15 protein-coding genes are annotated in these 17,247 nt (G+C 64.7%); 5 read left to right on the top strand and 10 right to left on the bottom strand.

Annotated elements, in window-relative coordinates; translation table 11 throughout:
* Positions 1–265 precede the first annotated feature (265 nt).
* Positions 266–1,294: a TIGR01620 family protein gene (locus IVA96_RS07690; RefSeq protein WP_247416614.1), complete on the bottom strand. Its 1,029-nt coding sequence runs from the start codon at positions 1,292–1,294 to the stop codon at positions 266–268.
* Entirely contained in the window at positions 1,291–2,760 is a 1,470-nt protein-coding gene (locus IVA96_RS07695; protein WP_247416616.1) for a YcjX family protein, read from the bottom strand. Before IVA96_RS07695 ends, IVA96_RS07690 begins: the two co-directional genes overlap by 4 nt.
* 178 nt (positions 2,761–2,938) lie before the next feature.
* Between IVA96_RS07695 and IVA96_RS07700 the strand changes: the two genes are divergently transcribed.
* Positions 2,939–3,634, top strand: a complete 696-nt coding sequence (locus IVA96_RS07700; RefSeq protein ID WP_247277411.1) for a hemolysin III family protein — start codon at positions 2,939–2,941, stop codon at positions 3,632–3,634.
* 53 nt (positions 3,635–3,687) lie between these two features.
* Complete coding sequence (locus tag IVA96_RS07705; protein ID WP_247416618.1) at positions 3,688–4,482, top strand: SDR family oxidoreductase; 795 nt, start codon at positions 3,688–3,690, stop codon at positions 4,480–4,482.
* Positions 4,483–4,593: 111 nt separating this feature from the next.
* Here the strand turns inward: IVA96_RS07705 and mdlC are convergent, their stop codons facing one another.
* From mdlC to IVA96_RS07725, 4 genes are all read right to left on the bottom strand, one after another.
* Positions 4,594–6,216: a benzoylformate decarboxylase gene (mdlC, locus tag IVA96_RS07710; RefSeq protein WP_247416621.1), complete on the bottom strand. Its 1,623-nt coding sequence runs from the start codon at positions 6,214–6,216 to the stop codon at positions 4,594–4,596.
* A 175-nt stretch (positions 6,217–6,391) separates the two neighbouring features.
* A complete protein-coding gene (locus IVA96_RS07715) occupies positions 6,392–7,237 on the bottom strand; it encodes a MaoC family dehydratase N-terminal domain-containing protein (RefSeq protein ID WP_247277408.1) in 846 nt (281 codons plus the stop codon).
* Positions 7,238–7,251: 14 nt separating this feature from the next.
* Positions 7,252–8,355, bottom strand: coding sequence for a CaiB/BaiF CoA-transferase family protein (locus IVA96_RS07720; RefSeq protein WP_247277407.1), 1,104 nt, complete (start codon positions 8,353–8,355; stop codon positions 7,252–7,254).
* A 10-nt stretch (positions 8,356–8,365) separates the two neighbouring features.
* Complete coding sequence (locus tag IVA96_RS07725; RefSeq protein WP_247416623.1) at positions 8,366–9,535, bottom strand: acyl-CoA dehydrogenase family protein; 1,170 nt, start codon at positions 9,533–9,535, stop codon at positions 8,366–8,368.
* A gap of 125 nt (positions 9,536–9,660) precedes the next feature.
* Here IVA96_RS07725 and IVA96_RS07730 point away from each other — a divergent pair, with 125 nt between their 5' ends.
* Positions 9,661–10,581: a LysR substrate-binding domain-containing protein gene (locus tag IVA96_RS07730; RefSeq protein WP_247416624.1), complete on the top strand. Its 921-nt coding sequence runs from the start codon at positions 9,661–9,663 to the stop codon at positions 10,579–10,581.
* A gap of 290 nt (positions 10,582–10,871) precedes the next feature.
* On the opposite strand, the gene IVA96_RS07735 is transcribed toward IVA96_RS07730, so the two are convergent.
* Positions 10,872–12,146 (bottom strand): cytochrome P450, encoded by a 1,275-nt coding sequence (locus IVA96_RS07735; protein WP_247416627.1) that lies wholly within the window; start codon positions 12,144–12,146, stop codon positions 10,872–10,874.
* Positions 12,147–12,331: 185 nt separating this feature from the next.
* Entirely contained in the window at positions 12,332–13,597 is a 1,266-nt protein-coding gene (locus IVA96_RS07740; RefSeq protein WP_247416629.1) for a cytochrome P450, read from the bottom strand.
* A 307-nt stretch (positions 13,598–13,904) separates the two neighbouring features.
* Here IVA96_RS07740 and IVA96_RS07745 point away from each other — a divergent pair, with 307 nt between their 5' ends.
* Both IVA96_RS07745 and IVA96_RS07750 read left to right on the top strand, forming a co-directional pair.
* Complete coding sequence (locus tag IVA96_RS07745; RefSeq protein WP_247416650.1) at positions 13,905–15,050, top strand: YjgN family protein; 1,146 nt, start codon at positions 13,905–13,907, stop codon at positions 15,048–15,050.
* 3 nt (positions 15,051–15,053) lie between these two features.
* A complete protein-coding gene (locus IVA96_RS07750; RefSeq protein ID WP_247416634.1) occupies positions 15,054–16,166 on the top strand; it encodes a M48 family metallopeptidase in 1,113 nt (370 codons plus the stop codon).
* An 11-nt stretch (positions 16,167–16,177) separates the two neighbouring features.
* On the opposite strand, the gene IVA96_RS07755 is transcribed toward IVA96_RS07750, so the two are convergent.
* On the bottom strand, positions 16,178–16,390 hold the full coding sequence (locus IVA96_RS07755; RefSeq protein WP_247277401.1) for a hypothetical protein: 213 nt from the start codon (positions 16,388–16,390) through the stop codon (positions 16,178–16,180).
* A 67-nt stretch (positions 16,391–16,457) separates the two neighbouring features.
* Positions 16,458–17,087, bottom strand: a complete 630-nt coding sequence (gene upp, locus IVA96_RS07760; RefSeq protein ID WP_018317218.1) for a uracil phosphoribosyltransferase — start codon at positions 17,085–17,087, stop codon at positions 16,458–16,460.
* Between the last annotated feature and the right edge of the window lie 160 nt (positions 17,088–17,247).

Genomic DNA, 17,247 nt, shown 5'->3' on the forward strand with positions numbered 1-17,247 from the left:
GGTCTCCTTCCAAGCCATCGGCAAGCCCTCCTTGCCGAATAGTTGACCTGTTACCCATGTCGCCGGTCTAGTCTGTTACCCATGTAGCCGGTTTGGACCTCCTCTTCCTTCTCCCCCTGTGGGAGAAGGTGGCGCGAAGCGCCGGATGAGGGGTTTGCTTCGGCGAACGCTACTGCGAGAGAGAGGGCGCGGAGAGATACCCCTCACCCGTCTCGCCGCTACGCAGCGAGCCCCCCTCTCCCACAAGGGGAGAGGGGAAGAAACGCTACTCCTCGTCGTCTTTCCGCCGCAACAGATCCGTCGCCAAATCTGACAGCTTCGGCGGCGGCAGCGCCGCGAACGGCAGCGGCCTTGTCACGTCGATCGCGGCCAGCCCCAGCCGCGCCGTCAGCAACCCATTGAGCACGCCTTCGCCGAGCCGCTGCGACAGCTTCGCCGCGATGCCGTGGCCGAGCATCTGCTGAACCAGGCTGTCGCTCGCGGCCATGCCGCCCGTGATGGCGAGGTGGGCGATGACTTGGCGGAGCAGGCGGACCATGCCAAGCGCGCCAGGGCGGCCGCCGTAGAGATAGGCGAGCTGGCGGATCAGGCGCAGCGCGGCGACGAGCACGAACAGCACGTCGATCGCCGCGCGCGGCGAGACTGCCGTGACGATCGAGACCTTTTGCGCGGCTGACGACACCAGCCGCCGCGCCTCCGCATCCAGCGGCGACATCAACTCGCGCTCGGCGAGCCGGATCATATCGGCGCCGTCGATGATCTCGCCAGCATGGCTCTCAAGCGACGCGCGGGCGCGTGCGAGCTGCGGGTTCTGGTGCGCGATCTTCAGGAGGTCGTGCACGATGACGCGGCTTTCCTTGCGATCATCATTGGCAAGGACGGCGGCGGCGCGCTGATGCAGTTTCTCGATCGTCGCGAGCCGCGCCAGCCCGAACGCCTCGCGCCCGATCACGACCGCGAGCGCAAGTGCGGTGACGAACGCGAAGGCAAGGCCAACCATGCCGAGGCTGTCGCTGCGCGCAAACAGATCCTCGATCAGACGGACGACACCGAGCCCGGTACCGAGCAGCGTCAGCCCGGCGAGGCCGGACCAGAACAGCGTGCCCCAGGGAAAGCCGCGCCGCGCCGGAAGCGTGGTTTGAACTGGTACCGGCAGCGCCAGCGGATCGGGCTCCGGCGTAATCTGGATCGTGCCGCGACCGATCCGCCCTGTCTCGTCGGCCTCGGTGACGACGACGCCGGGATCATCCAGCCGGAACGTCGCCGGCCGCCGTTGCTGGGATCGCTCGTTCATGAGAGCTTGTCTCCGATCAGGAACTGCAAGGCACGGTCGAGGCGAATATGTGGCAGCGCCGGCTCTTCTGTGCCTTCGTGCTCGAGCTTTGGCGGCCGGAAGCGCAGGAAGCGGAAATCACTCTTCTCGGCAGCTTGCGTCGCGAGTCCGCGGAACGCATCCGTACCATTGAACAGCGGCTCGGGATCCAGCGGTAGATCGCCTGGAAAGGTCGCAACCTCGATGTTGCCGTCGAAGAACTCGCCGCCAGCGCTTTCGCCTGCGGCCGGTGTTCCCAAAATCGACGGCAATTTGTCGCGGCCATGCGCCACCTGCGCCTCGCGCGTGGCGCGGACGGCGGCGAGCGCGACGACGTCGATCTCCGCGCCGGTATTTTCGGCGCGCATAACCGCGCGGGTGACCGCACGGCGCAGCACGGCCTCGAGCCGGTCGTGGCTGGAATGATGCAGATGGTCCGCCTTGGTTGCCGCGAACAGGATGCGGTCGATGCGCGGCCGAAACAGGCTGGAGAGGAAGGTGCTGCGGCCGATGTTGAAACAATCGAGAATGCCGGCGAGCGCGGCTTCGAGATCGTGCAGCGCTTCGGGTCCGGAGTTGAATGCCGTGAGCGCATCGGCCAGCACGATCTGGCGGTCGAGCCGGGCGAAATGATCACGAAAGAACGGCCGCACCACAATGTCCTTGTAGGCCTCATATCGGCGCACCATCATGGCCCACAGCGATCCTTCCGGCGCCTGCCCGCCAGCGGGCACGTCGAGCGGCGCAAAGGTCAGCGCCGGCGTATCTCCGAGATTGCCGGGCATCAGGAAGCGGCCGGGCGGCAAGAGGCTCATCGCAAAACGCTCGTCGCGGCAGGCGCGTAAGTAATTGGTGAAGAGCTTGGCGGCCGTGAGCGTCGCCTGCTCGTCCTCACGTGCCTCGGGCTTGAGCGTTGCAAGATGCGCGTGCCAGCCTGCGGCAAGATGCGCGCGCGGCGCCTCGCGCGACAGGGCCAGACTTTCGGCCGACCATTGTTCGTAGCTCTTCTGCAGCAGCGGCAAGTCGAGCAGCCATTCGCCGGGATAGTCAACGATGTCGAGCGTGAGCGTGCGGTCCGCGCCGTTCCGACGCTGATAATCGATGACGAGGCGGAGCTCGCTGATGTCGACGGTCGAGTTCGGCCAGCGCCGCTCCTCGATCAGCGCGCGCAGATGGGCCTCATAGGCAAAGCGCGGCACGGCATCGTCCGGCTGCGGCGCCAGATGCGCCCGTGCGATCCGGCCCGAGGCATAGGCGTCGAACACCGGAAACCGGCCGCCGCGGGTAAGGCCGTGGATCAAGGCGGCGATGAACACCGTCTTGCCGGCCCTTGAGAGGCCGGTGACCCCGAGCCGCACCGTCGGATTGAAGAAATGCTCGCCATAGTCGATCAGCGCCCTCGCCGACAGCCGCGCCTCCTCGACCATATCCTGGAAACTGAATGCCATATGAACGCTGAGTGATCTCGGGCGGGAGGAATGTGCGACCGTTCACAAAAGTGGCAATTGCGTGAGGAAAATCAAGTTTCATACTTCCACCGCCTTTGTCGGCAAATCAGCCGTTTGAACGACGCGCCGGTCGCGAAACACCCATACAAGAGGGCATTGCCTCACGTTGCGGATTGCCATGACCGTCTTCCAATTGAAACACTTCGCATCCTCCTCCGTCCATGCCGCGGCCGACGCGATCGGCTGGGATTATGACCGCGCCGAGCTGATCGCCGACGGTGTCATTCACGCCATCGGCGTGCTCGCCGGGCTCATCGCCGCGACCGTGCTGGTGGTGCTGGCGGCGGTCTATGCCGACGCCACCGACATCGTTGGCGTCTCGATCTATGTCGCCGGCCTGCTTTCGATGCTGGTGCTGTCGGCGACCTATAATCTATGGCCGGTGTCGCCGGCCAAATGGGTGCTGCGGCGGTTCGACCATGCGGCGATCTATCTCCTGATCGCGGCGACCTACACCCCCTTCATCCTGGAGCTGAAGGACAGCGTGTTCGCGCTGTTACTGCTCACCGGCGTCTGGTGCGTCGCGATCCTCGGCATCGTGCTGAAGCTGTTCTATCCCGGCCGGTTCGACCGCATCTCAGTCGGCATCTATCTCGCGATGGGCTGGAGCGGCGTCATGCTCTACGACGCCGTGGTCAGGGCGCTGCCTGCGCTGGCGCTGGGCTTCATCCTTGCGGGCGGCCTGCTCTACAGCTTCGGCGTGATCTTCCACGCCTGGCGGCGGCTCCGCTTCCAGAATGCAATCTGGCACGGCTTTGTCTTGGCCGGCGCGGCGTGTCATTATACCGCGGTGCTCGACCTCGTGTTGAGCTGAGCAAGCCGCGAAGCGGTAGAAGAGACGCGGGCCAAGACAAGAGGAGACGTCGCATGCAGGTGACCGGTAAGGTCGTGGTCGTCACGGGCGGCGCCAACGGCATCGGCAAGGCGCTGTGCGAGGCTTTTCACAGGGCGGGTGCAGCCAAGGTCGTCGTCGCGGACATGGACGCCACCAACGCAAGGGCGGTGGCAGCCATGGTGGATGGTGCCGCCTTCAAATGCGACGTCGCGCAGGAAAAGGACATCGCCCACCTTATCGAGCAGACCGAGCGGCAGTTCGGCCCGATCGAGCTGTTCTGCTCCAACGCCGGCATCGGCGGCGGCTTTGATCCGATGTCGGAAAATGCCGGCGGCGACTCCGATGAGCCGTGGCAGCGGAGCTGGGCGATCCACGTCATGGCCCACGTCTATGCCGCGCGGCATCTCGTTCCGCGCATGAGGGCGCGTGGCGGCGGCTATTTCCTCAACACGATCTCGGCCGCAGGCCTGTTGTCGCAGGTCGGCAGCCCAGCTTATTCGACGACGAAGCACGCCGCGGTCGGGTTTGCCGAGAATCTCGCGATCTCGCACAAGGCGCACAACATCAAGGTCTCGATCCTCTGTCCGCAGGGCGTCGACACCAACATGCTGCGCTCGATCCCGAAAGGCCCGCAATCCGGCGACGGCGACCTGACGCCGGAGCAGGTGGCAAAGGACGTGCTCGCCGGCCTCGAACAGGAGACGTTCCTGATCCTGCCGCACCCCCAGGTGCTCGGCTACATGCGCAAGAAGACCGAGAATTACGACCGTTGGATCGGCGGCATGGCCAAGATCCAGGCGAAGATGCGGGAGGAGTTCGGGAAGTAAGGGACGCCACTCTCTCGTCATTGCGAGCGGAGCGAAGCAATCCAGACTGTCGCCGCGGTGGGATTCTGGATTGCTTCGCTTCGCTCGCAATGACGAGGATAGAAGGTGCCCTTAGTGCTTCTGCCCGTAAAGCACCGGCACCGTCGAATCCACGACGACCTCGATCAGGCTCGTGCCCGCAAACGTCATTCCGCGCTTCAGCGCCTCGCCCAGCTCCGCCGCCTTCGTCACCCGTACCGCTTCGCAGCCCATGCCTTCGGCGAGCCGCACGAAATCGATCCCTGGCAGCTCCAGGCCCGGCACGTTCCTCACCTGCATTACCTGGCTGAACGAGCGCATCGCGCCATAGCCGGAATTGTTGATGACGACGACGGTGAGCGGCAGCTTGCGCTGCGCAGCGGTCCACAGCGCCTGGATCGAATACATCGCCGAGCCGTCGCCGATCAGGCAGACCGTGCGCTGCTTCGGCTTGCCGAGCGCCATGCCGACTGCGGCGGGCAAGGAGTAGCCGAGGCCGCCGCTCGACATCGTGTAAAAGCTGTCCTGGCCGCGCATCGGCATGAACTTTTGCATCGCTGGCCGGTGCGAGGGGACTTCCTCGACCAGCGAGGTGCCATCCGGCATTGCCTGCGACAGCGAGTGCAGCAGGAACTCCACGGGCAGCGGATCGGCGGCCTGCGGCGCCGGCGGTAGCGTGCGGCCCTTTGCCGCGGCGCGTTTGCTCTCCGGCAGAAGGTCGAGCAGCAGGCTCAGTGCAGGCTTCATCGTCGCGATGATGCTGGTGCCGACCGGCGTCACGGCCGCTGCATCCGGATCATCGGTGATCTGGAAGATCGTCGCACTGCCGTCGAAGATCGCGGCATGGCCTTCGACATGAAAGGTGAACACCGGCGCGCCGATCACGACGATGAGGTCGTGATCGCGTAGTGCATCGGACAGCTGCGCGGGCGAAGCATGCAGGAAGCCCGCGAATTGCGGATGGCGCTCGGGGAACGAGCAGCGCGCCGAGAACGGGCTGACCCAGACGCTGGCCTTGGCCTTCTCGGCCACGCGCACCATCAGATCGACTGCGCCGCCGCGATCGACGCCGGGGCCGACGACGAGGGCAGGGTGCTTGCTCGACGTCAGCGCTTTCACCAGCGCCTGCATCGCATCTGGTTCGGGCCCGATCTCCCGGCTGACCTTGCGCGCCTCGATGGGAGATGCCGCATGCGCCCAATCGTCGATCGGGATCGACACGAAGGTCGGCCCGCACGGGGCCTGCATTGCGGTGTAATAGGCGCGCGCGATGGCGGCCGGCACGTCCTCGGCCCGTGCCGGCTCGATGCTGTATTTGACGTAAGGCCGCGGAAACTCCGACGCGCGCTCAGCGTAGAGAAACGCCTGCAAGGGAAGGATCGAGCGCGCCTGCTGGCCAGCGGTGATCACGAGCGGGGTCTGGTTGCGATGCGCGGTATAGATGTTGCCGAGCGCGTTGCCGACGCCGGCCGCCGAATGCAAATTGACGAAGCCGGCATTGCGCGTGGCCTGGGCGTAGCCGTCGGCCATGCCGACCGCGCTGGCTTCCTGCAGCGCCAGCACATAGTCGATGTCGTCAGGCCAGTCGCTGAGGAACGGCAGCTCGGTCGAGCCGGGATTGCCGAACACCCTGTCGATGCCGAAAGAGCGCAGCAGGTCGAGCGTGGCCTGCTTCACGGTGACGGACTTGCTGCCGGTCTTGCCGTTCTTTGCCATTGTTTCCGTCCCTTCTCGACCTCATCCTGAGGAGCGCGTCTTCGCGCGTCTCGAAGGATGAAGGGCCGGCTGGTGGCCTCGCCCTTCGAGACGCGCGCGAAGGGCGCGCTCCTCAGGGTGAGGGTCTAAATTCCCGCTTCGTCGCTTCGCTCCTCGCAATGACGAGGAGAGAGCCTCACCACACCGCCGTGCCCTTCATCGTCGGCTGCCCTTCCGCATTCGCGGTCCACAGCTCCATGCTCGCCTCGGTCTCATTCGCATTGATCGAGAACTCCGTGCCCTCGAACAGCGGCTGCACGCCACGATAGGTAAATTTCTTCGGCGCCTTGCCGCCATGCAAGCGGGCCGCCATTTCGATGATCAGCGCCGCCTGCAACGGGCCGTGGAAGATCAGGCCCGGATAGCCCTCGACCTTGGTGACATAGTCGCGGTCGTAGTGGATGCGGTGGCCGTTGAAGGTTAGTGCGGAGTAGCGGAACAGCAGCACGGGATCGGAGACATGAGTCTCGCGATGCTGCGCCTTCGGTAGCGGGGGCGGAGCCTTTGCGGGCGCGCTGCTCGTCATCTCGCGATAGACGATGTCCTGCCGCTCGCGAATGGCGAGCCCGCGTGGCGAGGAAATGCTGTGCTCGACCGAGACGAAGCACAGCGTGCCGGTCGAGCCCGATTTCACCTGCACGTCGGCGATGCGTGAGGTGCGCGTCGATTCATCGCCAACGCGCAGCGGCTCAAGGAACTCGATCTCACCGCCGGCCCACATCCGGCGCGGCAGCGGCACCGGCGGCAGGAAGCCGCCGCGGGTCGGGTGGCCGTCGGGCCCTAACATCGACATTGGAAACACCGGTTGTGCCAGGCACCAATGCACCGTGAACGGTGCGGCATCGCCGTTCCTGGGCTCGCCGACCTCCTGGAACAGCGTCGCGCGCAATCCTTTCACGAGCTGCGCGGTGACGATGTCGGTGGCCTCTTGGTTGCGGCCGATCCATTGCCGCAAATGATCGATGTCGAGCTTCTCGGTCATGACGCCTCGCTCTATTATTTTTTGGATTGGGGACGTTCGCCGATCGCCGGCACCGGCCCATAGCTGCGCGTCTCGCCAACGATGATCGGCGCCGGCGCGGGATAGCTGACCCGGCCGTTGGGCGTATCGACCTCGATGCGGCGCAGATGCGGATGGTTGGTGAGGTCGGCCATGGTGTTGACCTCGGCAAAGGCGATGTCGGCATCGGACAGCCGCTTCAGCAGCTCGTCGCGCGTCATATGACTGAAGGCGTCCGCGACGGTCTTGTCGGTGAAGTCGCGGTTGCGCACGCGTTCGACCATGTTGGCGACGCGCGGATCGCTTGGCAGGTCCGGCTGGTCCAGCACCTTTGCGCAAAGCGTCTTCCACTCGCGCTCGCTCTGGATCGAGATCAAGATGTCCTTGCCATCCTCCGAGGTGAACACGCCATAGGGCGCGATCGAGGGATGGCGCAGGCCCATGCGCTTTGGAGGATTGCCGGCCTCCGAGTTGAGCAGCGGCACGGTGCACCAATCCGCCATCACGTCGAACATGGAGATGCGGATGTCGGCACCTTTGCCGGTACGCCCGCGCCCGATCAGCGCCTCCAGGATCGCCGCATGCGCGGTCGCGCCGGTCGCGACGTCGACGATCGACATGCCGACGCGCGAGGCGCCGTCGGGATTTCCGGTGATCGAGGCCAGGCCGCTTTCCGCCTGAATCAGCAAGTCATAGGCCTTGCGATGCGCGTAGGGGCCCGCGTCGCCGTAGCCGGTGATCGTGCACGAGATCAGCTTGGGATAGTCCTTCAGCAGCCGCTCGCGCGAAAAGCCGAGCTTGTCCATCGAGCCCGGCTTGAGATTCTGGATCAGCACGTCGGCGCTTGCGATCAGCTTTTCCAGCTCGGCGCAGCCTTCTTTCGTTGCGAGATCGACGACCACCGATTGCTTGCCGCGGTTGAGCCACACGAAGTAGCTGCTCTGGCCCTTGGCTGCCGCGTCATAGCCGCGTGCAAAATCGCCCTCGGGCCGCTCGATCTTGATCACCTCCGCGCCGGCATCTGCCAGGCGCGAGGAGCAGAACGGTGCTGCCACCGCCTGCTCGACCGCAATCACCCTGATCCCGTCAAGTGCTCCCATGATGGCTGCCTCAATACGAGCGGGGCATGCCGAGCACGTGCTCGGCGACGTACGACAGCACGAGGTTAGTCGAGATCGGCGCCACCTGGTAGAGTCGCGTCTCGCGGAACTTGCGCTCGACGTCGTACTCCTCGGCGAAGCCGAAACCGCCATGAGTCTGGATGCAGGCATTGGCCGCTTCCCACGACGCGTCCGCCGCGAGCATCTTGGCCATGTTGGCCTCCGCGCCGCAATCGAGCCCGGCCTCGTATTTACGCGTGGCCTCCTTCACCATCAGCTCGGCCGCGCGCATCGAGGCGTAGGCCTTGGCGATCGGAAACTGGATGCCTTGATTCTGGCCGATCGGCCGGCCGAACACCGCGCGCTCCTTGGCATAGTTCGTGGCCTTCGCGATGAACCATTTGGCGTCACCGACGCATTCGGCCGCGATCAAAATGCGCTCGGCATTCATGCCGGAGAGGATGTAGCGAAAGCCCTTGCCTTCCTCGCCGATCAGATTTTCCGCCGGCACCTTCATGTCCGTGAAGAACACTTCGGTGGTCGCGTGGTTCATCATGGTGCGGATCGGGCGGATCTCCAGACCATTGTCCTTGGCCTCGCGCATGTCGACGATGAATACCGAGAGACCATCGGTGCGCTTCTTGACCTGCTCCTTCGGCGTGGTGCGCGCCAGCAGCACCATCAGGTCGGAATGCTCGGCGCGGCTGGTCCAGATCTTCTGGCCGTTGACGATGTAGCTGTCGTTGCCATCCTTGCGCGCGAAGGTCTTGAGCGAGGAGGTGTCGGTGCCGCTGGTCGGCTCAGTGACGCCGAAAGCTTGCAGGCGCAATTCGCCGCTCGCGATCTTCGGCAGATACTTCGCCTTCTGCTCGGCATTACCGTGCCGCAGCACCGTGCCCATCGTGTACATCTGGGCGTGGCAGCCGCCGCCGTTGCAGCCCGCACGTTGAATCTCTTCCAGAATCGCCGCTGCGGCCGAGAGTTTCAGCCCCGCGCCGCCATATTCCTCAGGGATCAGCACCGAGAGATAGCCGGCCTCAGTCAGCGCATCGACGAAAGTCTTCGGGTAAGCCATCTCGCGATCGAGCTTGCGCCAATACTCGCCGGGAAACTGCGCGCAGAGCTTGGCGACCGCTTCGCGGATGTCGGCATAATCTTCGATGTGGTGTTCTTGACTCATGGCGTTTCCAATCAATAGCGGCAGTTAAGATAACGCCGGCCAATCCCCCGGCGTTGTGAAAACAACGGCAGCCCCCTATGCTCATTTGCTATAGCGTATGTAGTAGCCTTCCAGGATTGGCAAGCATGGATTTCCGTCAGCTTAGGACCTTCAGTTGCGTGGCGGAGCTCGGCAGCCTGTCCAAGGCCTCCGACACGTTGCGCGTGGCGCAGCCGGCGCTCAGCCGCCAGATCAAGCTCTTGGAACACGAGCTGCGCACCGAGCTGTTCACGCGCAACGGCCGCGGCATGGTGCTGACCGAATCCGGGCGCCTGCTGTTGGCGCGAACCTCCGGCATCGTCCGGCAGATCGACCAGATCCGCGACGACATCCAGTCGGCCAAGGGCCCGCCATCCGGCCAGGTCGTGCTTGGCCTGGTTCCGACCGTGAGCTGCGTGCTGTCGGCGCGCTTTGCGCGGCGCTGCGTCGAGAAATTTCCCGGCATCTCGCTGCGTATCGTCGAGAGCTACAGCGGCCATCTCGTCGAATGGCTGCATCGCGGCGAGATGGACTTGGCCATCCTCTACGGCCGCTCGGCCGACCTGCATCTCAACGTCGAGAGTCTCGGCCGCGACAACATCGTCGCTGTCGGCCCGCGCGGCTGTGGTCTCGCGCGCAGGAAGAGCGTCGACATCGGCTGGCTGCTGCGGCAACGCCTGGTGCTGCCCAGTCATTCGCACGGCCTCCGCGCGCTGATCGAGCACGCGGCGGCCCAGCGCAAGATCAAGCTCGACGTCCAGTTGGAAGCGGATTCGTTTCGCGTGCTGACGAGCCTGGTCGAGGAGGGCCTCGGTTTCGCGCTGCTGCCGCCATCATCCGTCCACGGCGAGGTCGCGGACGGCCGGCTGGAGACCGCGCCCGTGTCCAAGCCGATGACGCGCGAGCTCATTTTCGCTTCTCCGATCGATCGTCCGGCCTCGGCGGCCTCGCTCGCCATCACCGGGCTTTTGCGTGAGGAGGTCGCGGCCTGCCGCAAGGAGGGCCTGTGGGACATCAGGCTGAGTTAAGTGCGCTCGTGCTTAGAACAGCCCGGTGCCAACTTGCCTTCGCATCTGGCGCGAGCTGTCATGCCGGAATTTTATAGCCGAGGTGTCGCTGCGCTTGCGGAGTGTCAGGGGCGATGCGCTCTTCGCCTCACCCTCGGTGTCATTGCCCGCGAAGGCGGGCAATCCAGTATTCCAGAGGCCGCACGGCTGGAACCGAAAGGCTGCGGCGTACTGGATGCTCCGCTTTCGCGGAGCATGACAGCGGAGGTTGATGAGGTCGCTTGCCCCAAAGAGCCTTCTAGGAGCGGAGCCTATCCCGGAATCCGCACCGGCAGCGACTCATACCCCTTGATGAAGCTCGAATAGATCCGCTTGGGCTCGCCGACCACCTCGATGCGGTCGAAGCGCTTCAGCATCTCTTCCCAGATGATGCGGAGCTGGAGCTCGGCCAGACGCATGCCGACGCAGCGGTGGATACCGAACCCGAAGGAGAGGTGGGTGCGCGGCCGCGGGCGGTCGATGATGAAATCGTTCGGCCGCTCGAACATCTCCTCGTCGCGGTTGCCCGAGACGTACCACATCACGACGCGGTCGCCCTTCTTGATGTGCTTGCCGCCGATCTCGGTGTCTTGGAGCGCGGTGCGCCGCATATGCGCCAGCGGCGTCTGCCAGCGGATCACCTCCGGCACCATGGAATCGATCAACGCCGGGTTGGCGCGCAGCTTGTCGTACTGCTCCGGGTTCTCGTTCAGCGCCAGCACCGAGCCGGTCATGGTGTTGCGCGTGGTGTCGTTGCCGCCGACGATGAGCAGGATGATGTTGCCCATGAGGTTGTCGGGGTCCATGTGGCGTGTGGCGTCGTTATGGGCCATCAGCGACAACAGGTCGTTGCGCGGCTCGGAATTGACGCGCTCGTTCCACAGCTTCGACATGTAGGCATAGCACTCGTCCATCTCGCGGCGGCGCTCTTCGGCCGAGGCGACGATGCCGCTCTTGGGCAGCGCGGTCGAGACGTCGGACCAGCGCGTCAGCTTGCGCCGCTCGTCCCAGGGGAAGTCGAACAGGGTCGCCAGCATCTGCGTCGTCAGCTCGATCGAGACGCGCTCGACGAAGTTGAAAGTCTCGTTGCGCGGCAGATTGTCCAGCACGGTCTGCGAGCGCTGGCGGATCAGTTTGGCCAGTTCGTCCAGATGCTGAGGGGTGAACATCGGCGACACCGTCTTGCGCTGCGCCGAGTGCCGGGGCTGGTCCATGGCGATGAAGCTCGGCCAGTCATAGCCTTCGGGCACGTCGCGGATCGAGATGCCGCCGAGCTTGGAGTCGGAGGAGAAGATGCCGTGATTGGTGTCGACATGCATGATGTCGTTGTACTTCACCACCGACCAGTAGGGCTCGATCGGCGCGTTGGTGCAGTAATGCACCGGCTCTTCCTTGCGCAGCCGCTCGAACCACGGCCATAAGGTATCGTCCTGGAACAGCCTGGGCGCGCCGGGGTGGAATTGCGACAATGGCGTCGCATAGGCCTCCTCGCGGGCCCTGCGCATGCGTTCGGCCTTGTTCACTCTAACCGGCGCTTGGATGTTCATGGTCGTGGCTCCAGTTGGTTTCTTACCTCTCCCGCTTGCGGGAGAGGTCGGCGCGTAGCGCCGGGTGAGGGCTCTCGCCTCGCGGGGAGTCTCTCTGCGGAGATACCCTCTCCCCAGCCCTCTCCCGCAAGCGGGAGAGGGAGCGCAGTTCCTTCGCGGATGTCGTTCGAGGTCATCTTTGCGAACTAAGCCGCGATCTTCACCGGCAGCGTCTCGATACCCTTTACGAAACTCGAATAGACCCGCCTGGGTTCGCCGACCACATCGATATGGTCGAAGCGCTTGAGGATCTCTTCCCAGATGATCTTGAGCTGGAGTTCGGCCAGCCGCAAGCCCACGCAGCGGTGGATGCCGAAGCCGAAGGAGAGATGCGTGCGCGGGCGGGCGCGATCGATGATGAAATCGTAGGGCCTCTCGATCACCTCCTCGTCTCGGTTGCCCGAGACATACCACATCACGACCTTGTCACCCTTCTTGATCTGCTTGCCGCGGAACTCGAAGTCGGAGAGCGCCGTGCGCCGCATATGCGCGAGCGGCGTCTGCCAGCGGATCACCTCCGGCACGAAGCTGTCGAGCAGATCAGGATTCTCGCGCAGCTTGCGATATTGGTCCGGATGCTGGCTCAGCGCGTAGATCGAGCCCGACATGGTGTTGCGGGTGGTGTCGTTGCCTCCGACGATCAAAAGAATGAGATTGCCGAGGAAGTTCTTCGCATCCATGTCGCGCGTCGCGGCGCCATGCGCCATCATCGACAAGAGGTCGCTCTTCGGCGGCAGCGCGATGCGCTCCTTCCAGAGGCGGGAGAAATAGGCCGCGCATTCCGTCAACTCGGCCTGCCGTTCGTCTTCGGTCGCGACGAGGCCGTCGGGACCGGGAATGGTGGTGGCGATGTCGGACCAGCGCGTCAGCTTGCGGCGGTCCTCCCAGGGGAAGTCGAACAGCACCGCCAGCATCTGCGTGGTGAGCTCGATCGAGACGCGGTCGACCCAGTCGAACACCTCGCCGCGCGGCAAATTGTCCAGGCACTCGGCCGAGCGCTTGCGGATGTTGAGCGCGAGATTGTCCAGATGCGTCGGTGTGAACATCGGCGCCACGGTCTTGCGCTGCGCCGCATGGCGCGGCGGGTCCATCGAGATGAAGCTCTCGCGGCGCAGGTCTGGATCGATGTCGCGGATGGTGATGCCGCCGAGCGCGGAGGCGGAGGAGAACACCGCGTGATTGGTCTCGATCTCCATGATGTCGTTGTAGCGCGTCACCGACCAGTACGGGCCGAACATCGAGTCCTTGCAATAGTGCACGGGATCCTCCCGGCGCAGGCGGTCGAAATAGGGCCAGAACGTATCGGTCCTGAACAGTTCAGGATCGCCGGGATCGAACTGCTCCAGCGGCAGCGATGTGGCGCGCTGGCGCAACGCGTCGAGCTTGGCTGCGCTCTCGATGGTCCCATGCATGACCGCTCTCCCTGTCGTGAACCGCGCGTCGTTGAATTCTGCGCTGCGGTATTTGATTTGCAATTACAGCCGGTTGTCTGCGCCGGGGCAAGGAGAGTTTTGCCACATCCAACCTTCCCGAGAGCGTCGGACGGACGTCACGCTGGCACGCGAACGTGACCTCCCGCACGCCGCTCAGTGGGGGAATCGTGCAAGAAACCAACTGGAATCGAGGTAAATCGAACCCGGTTATCTTGGGATCGACTAACCTCTGATCTATAGTTTGGCCGTCAGAGATCCGCACCCCGAGGTTGCCGCCGTGAACGACATGCAATGGGCCCCCACCGGCTCCGAACCCATACCGCCGCCGCTGCCGCCGATGCGGGTCGATTTCACCGGCAACCGCCCCGAATTCCGCAAGCTGGTCACCAGGGGTGCCATGCTCGAGCTCGTCACCTTCGGCTTCTACCGGTTCTGGCTCGTCACCGACATCCGCCGTCATCTGTGGACCAACACCGCGATCGACGGCGATGCAGCCGAATACACCGGACGTGGTAAGGAGCTTTTGGTCGGCTTCCTGTTCGCACTTGCGATCCTGGTGCCGATCTATCTCGCGTATTTCCTTGTCGGCATCGAGTTCGAACGCTGGCAGGGCTTTGCCTCGGCGCCGCTCTTCATCGCCTTCTATGCCTTCGGCCAGTTCGCGATTTTTCGCGCGCGCCGCTATCGCCTGACGCGTACGGCCTGGCGCGGCGTGCGGTTCTGGATGGACGGCTCGGGCTGGGCCTATTCGTTCCGTGCCATGCTGTGGGGCTTGCTCGTGTTCCTGACGCTCGGCCTGGCGCTGCCCTGGCGTGAGGCTGCGCTCGAACGCTACAAGATGCAGCACACCCATTACGGCGATCTCACCGGCGATTTCGAGGGCGACGGCTGGACGTTCTTCAAGCGCGGCTGGTGGCTGTGGCTCCTCAGCCCGATCGCCCTGATGATCTTCCCGCTCGCACCGTTCTTCTATGCCGAGTTCAAGGCGCGCGAATGGCGCTGGTGGCTCGACGGCATCCGTATCGGCAGCGTCAGCCTGTCCTCGCGGCTGCCTCATGACGCCTTCTACGGCCTGTACTGGAAGGTGATCGGCTGGTGGCTGCTGCTCTCGATGGCTTTTGCCGCCTATCTTGGCGGCGCCACCATGCTCGTCGTCACCCTGAGCGGCGTTCCGGTGGAGGAGGTGTTCGGCCCGGACAATGCTGCCAAGAGCATCCCGATGCTGGTGATGATGGTGATCGGCTATTTCGCGCTCGCCCTTGCCGTCAACATAATCATGCGCGTCTATCTCCAGCGCGATCTCTGGGCCAAGGTGCTGGAGAACGTCGAGGTGCACGACATCGCGGCCGCCGCGGATGTGCGCGGCAGCGGCGAGCTCGCTGGCGCGCTCGGCGAAGGTTTTGCCGATGGACTGGATGTTGCGGGATTCTGAGCTATGAGTGAGTTGTTGACCGAGGTCCCGGCGCAGTCCGCAAGGCCGACGATCTTCTTCGACGGTGTCTCGAGCCGCAAGCGTCAGGTGACGCTGACGCTCGGTGACGCCCTCGAGATCGCCGAGGACGGCGAAGCGCCCGTTCGCTGGGCCTATGCCGATATCCGCCGCGCCGACAGCCCGGCCGGGGTTTTGCGTCTGGCTTCGACATCCGCGCCGCCACTCGCGCGGCTCGAGGTCCGTGATGCCGCGCTCGCAGCCGATCTAACCGCGCGATGCTTGCGCCTCGACGAGCGCCAGACCACGCGCCGTGGTGTCGCGAGGATCGTCGGCTGGTCGGTGGCCGCCGCCGTCTCCATCGTCTGCGTCGTGCTGTTCGGCGTACCGCTCGCCGCCGATCGGCTCGCGCCGCTCGTGCCGAAACCGATCGAGCGCCGCATTGGCGATGCGTCCGAGGTCCAGGTGAAGACCATTTTCGGCCGCAGCGCCTGCGAAGATCCCGCAGGCAAGGCCGCGTTCACAAAGCTCGTCAACCGTCTGCGCGATGCCGCCGGCCTCGACGACGATTCCATGACGGCCGGCGTGCTGCCGAGTTCGGTGCCGAACGCGTTCGCGCTCCCGGGCGGCAAAGTGTTCGTGCTGAAGGGCCTGCTCGACAAGGCTGAAAGCCCCGACGAGCTCGCCGGCATCCTCGCGCACGAGCTCGGCCATCTCAAGCATCACGACAACATGCGCGGCCTGATCTACAACGGTGGCACCTCGTTCCTGATCGGCCTGTTGTTCGGCGACGTCACCGGCTCCTCGGCCGTGATCTTCGCCTCGCGCAGCGTGGTCGAAGCCTCCTATTCGCGCGAGGCCGAGACCGGCGCCGACACCTTCGCCATCGACGTCATGCACGCACTCGGCCGCTCGCCCAAGCCCGCGGCCGAGCTGATGTTCCGCATCACCGGCAAGGAAGGCGGCTCCGGTCTCATGACGATCCTCGCCAGCCATCCGCTGACCGAAGACCGTCTTGCGCGCATGACCAAGGAAGATCGCCCTGCCAGCGGCCCGCCGCTGCTGACGGACAAGGAGTGGCGGGCGCTGAAGGCGATTTGCGGCAGCGGAAAGGTGTGAGCCGCCGGGGCTTACTTCGCCGGCGCCGCCGGCGGGTTCGAGCCAGTGGTGACGTTCGGCGCGTTGTTCGGGCTGGATGTCGTGGTCTGCTGACCGACCTCGCGCCCATTGTAGAAGAAGATGGCTGCGACCACGGCGATCACGAAGATGGCGCCGATCGCCCAGCCGACCGGGCTGTTGCGGCGCGCACGGTCAGTCCTGCGGTCATCATTCTGATAGGTCATCGTGCTCTCCATGCTAGAGCAGGAGAACATCGCGCGACGGAAGCTGTTCCTAATGTGCGCGTAGCACTTACCGCGTTCCGTAAGCGCGGTCGCCGGCGTCGCCGAGGCCGGGCAGGATGAAGCCATTCTCGTCGAGGCCTTCGTCCACCGCGGCCGTCCAGATCGGAACGTCCGGGTGCAGTCCGCGCAGGCGCTCGAGGCCTTCCGGCGCGGCGATCAGGCAGGCGAGGCGAATGTCCCTCGCGCCGCGTTCCTTCAGCCGGTCGATGGCGGCGACGGCCGTGTTGGCGGTGGCGACGACCGGCGTCACCACGATCGCGAGCCGTTCGCCGAGATCGGACGGCGATTTGAAGAAATACTCGACCGCGGCAAAGCTGTGCGGCTCACGGTAGAGCCCGATATGGGCGACGCGCGCGGTCGGCACCAGATCCATCATGCCGTCGACGAAGGTGGTGCCGGCGCGCAGCATCGGCACGAACACCAGCTTCTTGCCGGCGATCTTGGCCGAGTGCATCGTTGCCAGCGGCGTCTCGATGACCGTGTCGGCGAGCGGTAGGTCGCGCGTCACCTCGTAGCACAGCAGCATGCCGATTTCCTTGATCAGCTCGCGAAACGACTTGGTCGAGATGGACTTGTCCCGGACTAGCGTCAGCTTGTGCTGCACCAGCGGATGATCGACGATCGTGACTCCTTCCATGATGGGATGCTCTTCTTCTTCCCTTCTCCCCTTGTGGGAGAAGGTGGCGCGAAGCGCCGGATGAGGGGTCGTCTCCACGAACTTCGATGAGAGATGTGCCCGCGGAGACAACCCTCACCCGGCTTCGCCCTTCGCGAAGCCACCTCTCCCACAAGGGGAG

Origin of the sequence: Bradyrhizobium sp. 159, from assembly GCF_023073795.1 — a bacterium.
Lineage (GTDB): Bacteria > Pseudomonadota > Alphaproteobacteria > Rhizobiales > Xanthobacteraceae > Bradyrhizobium.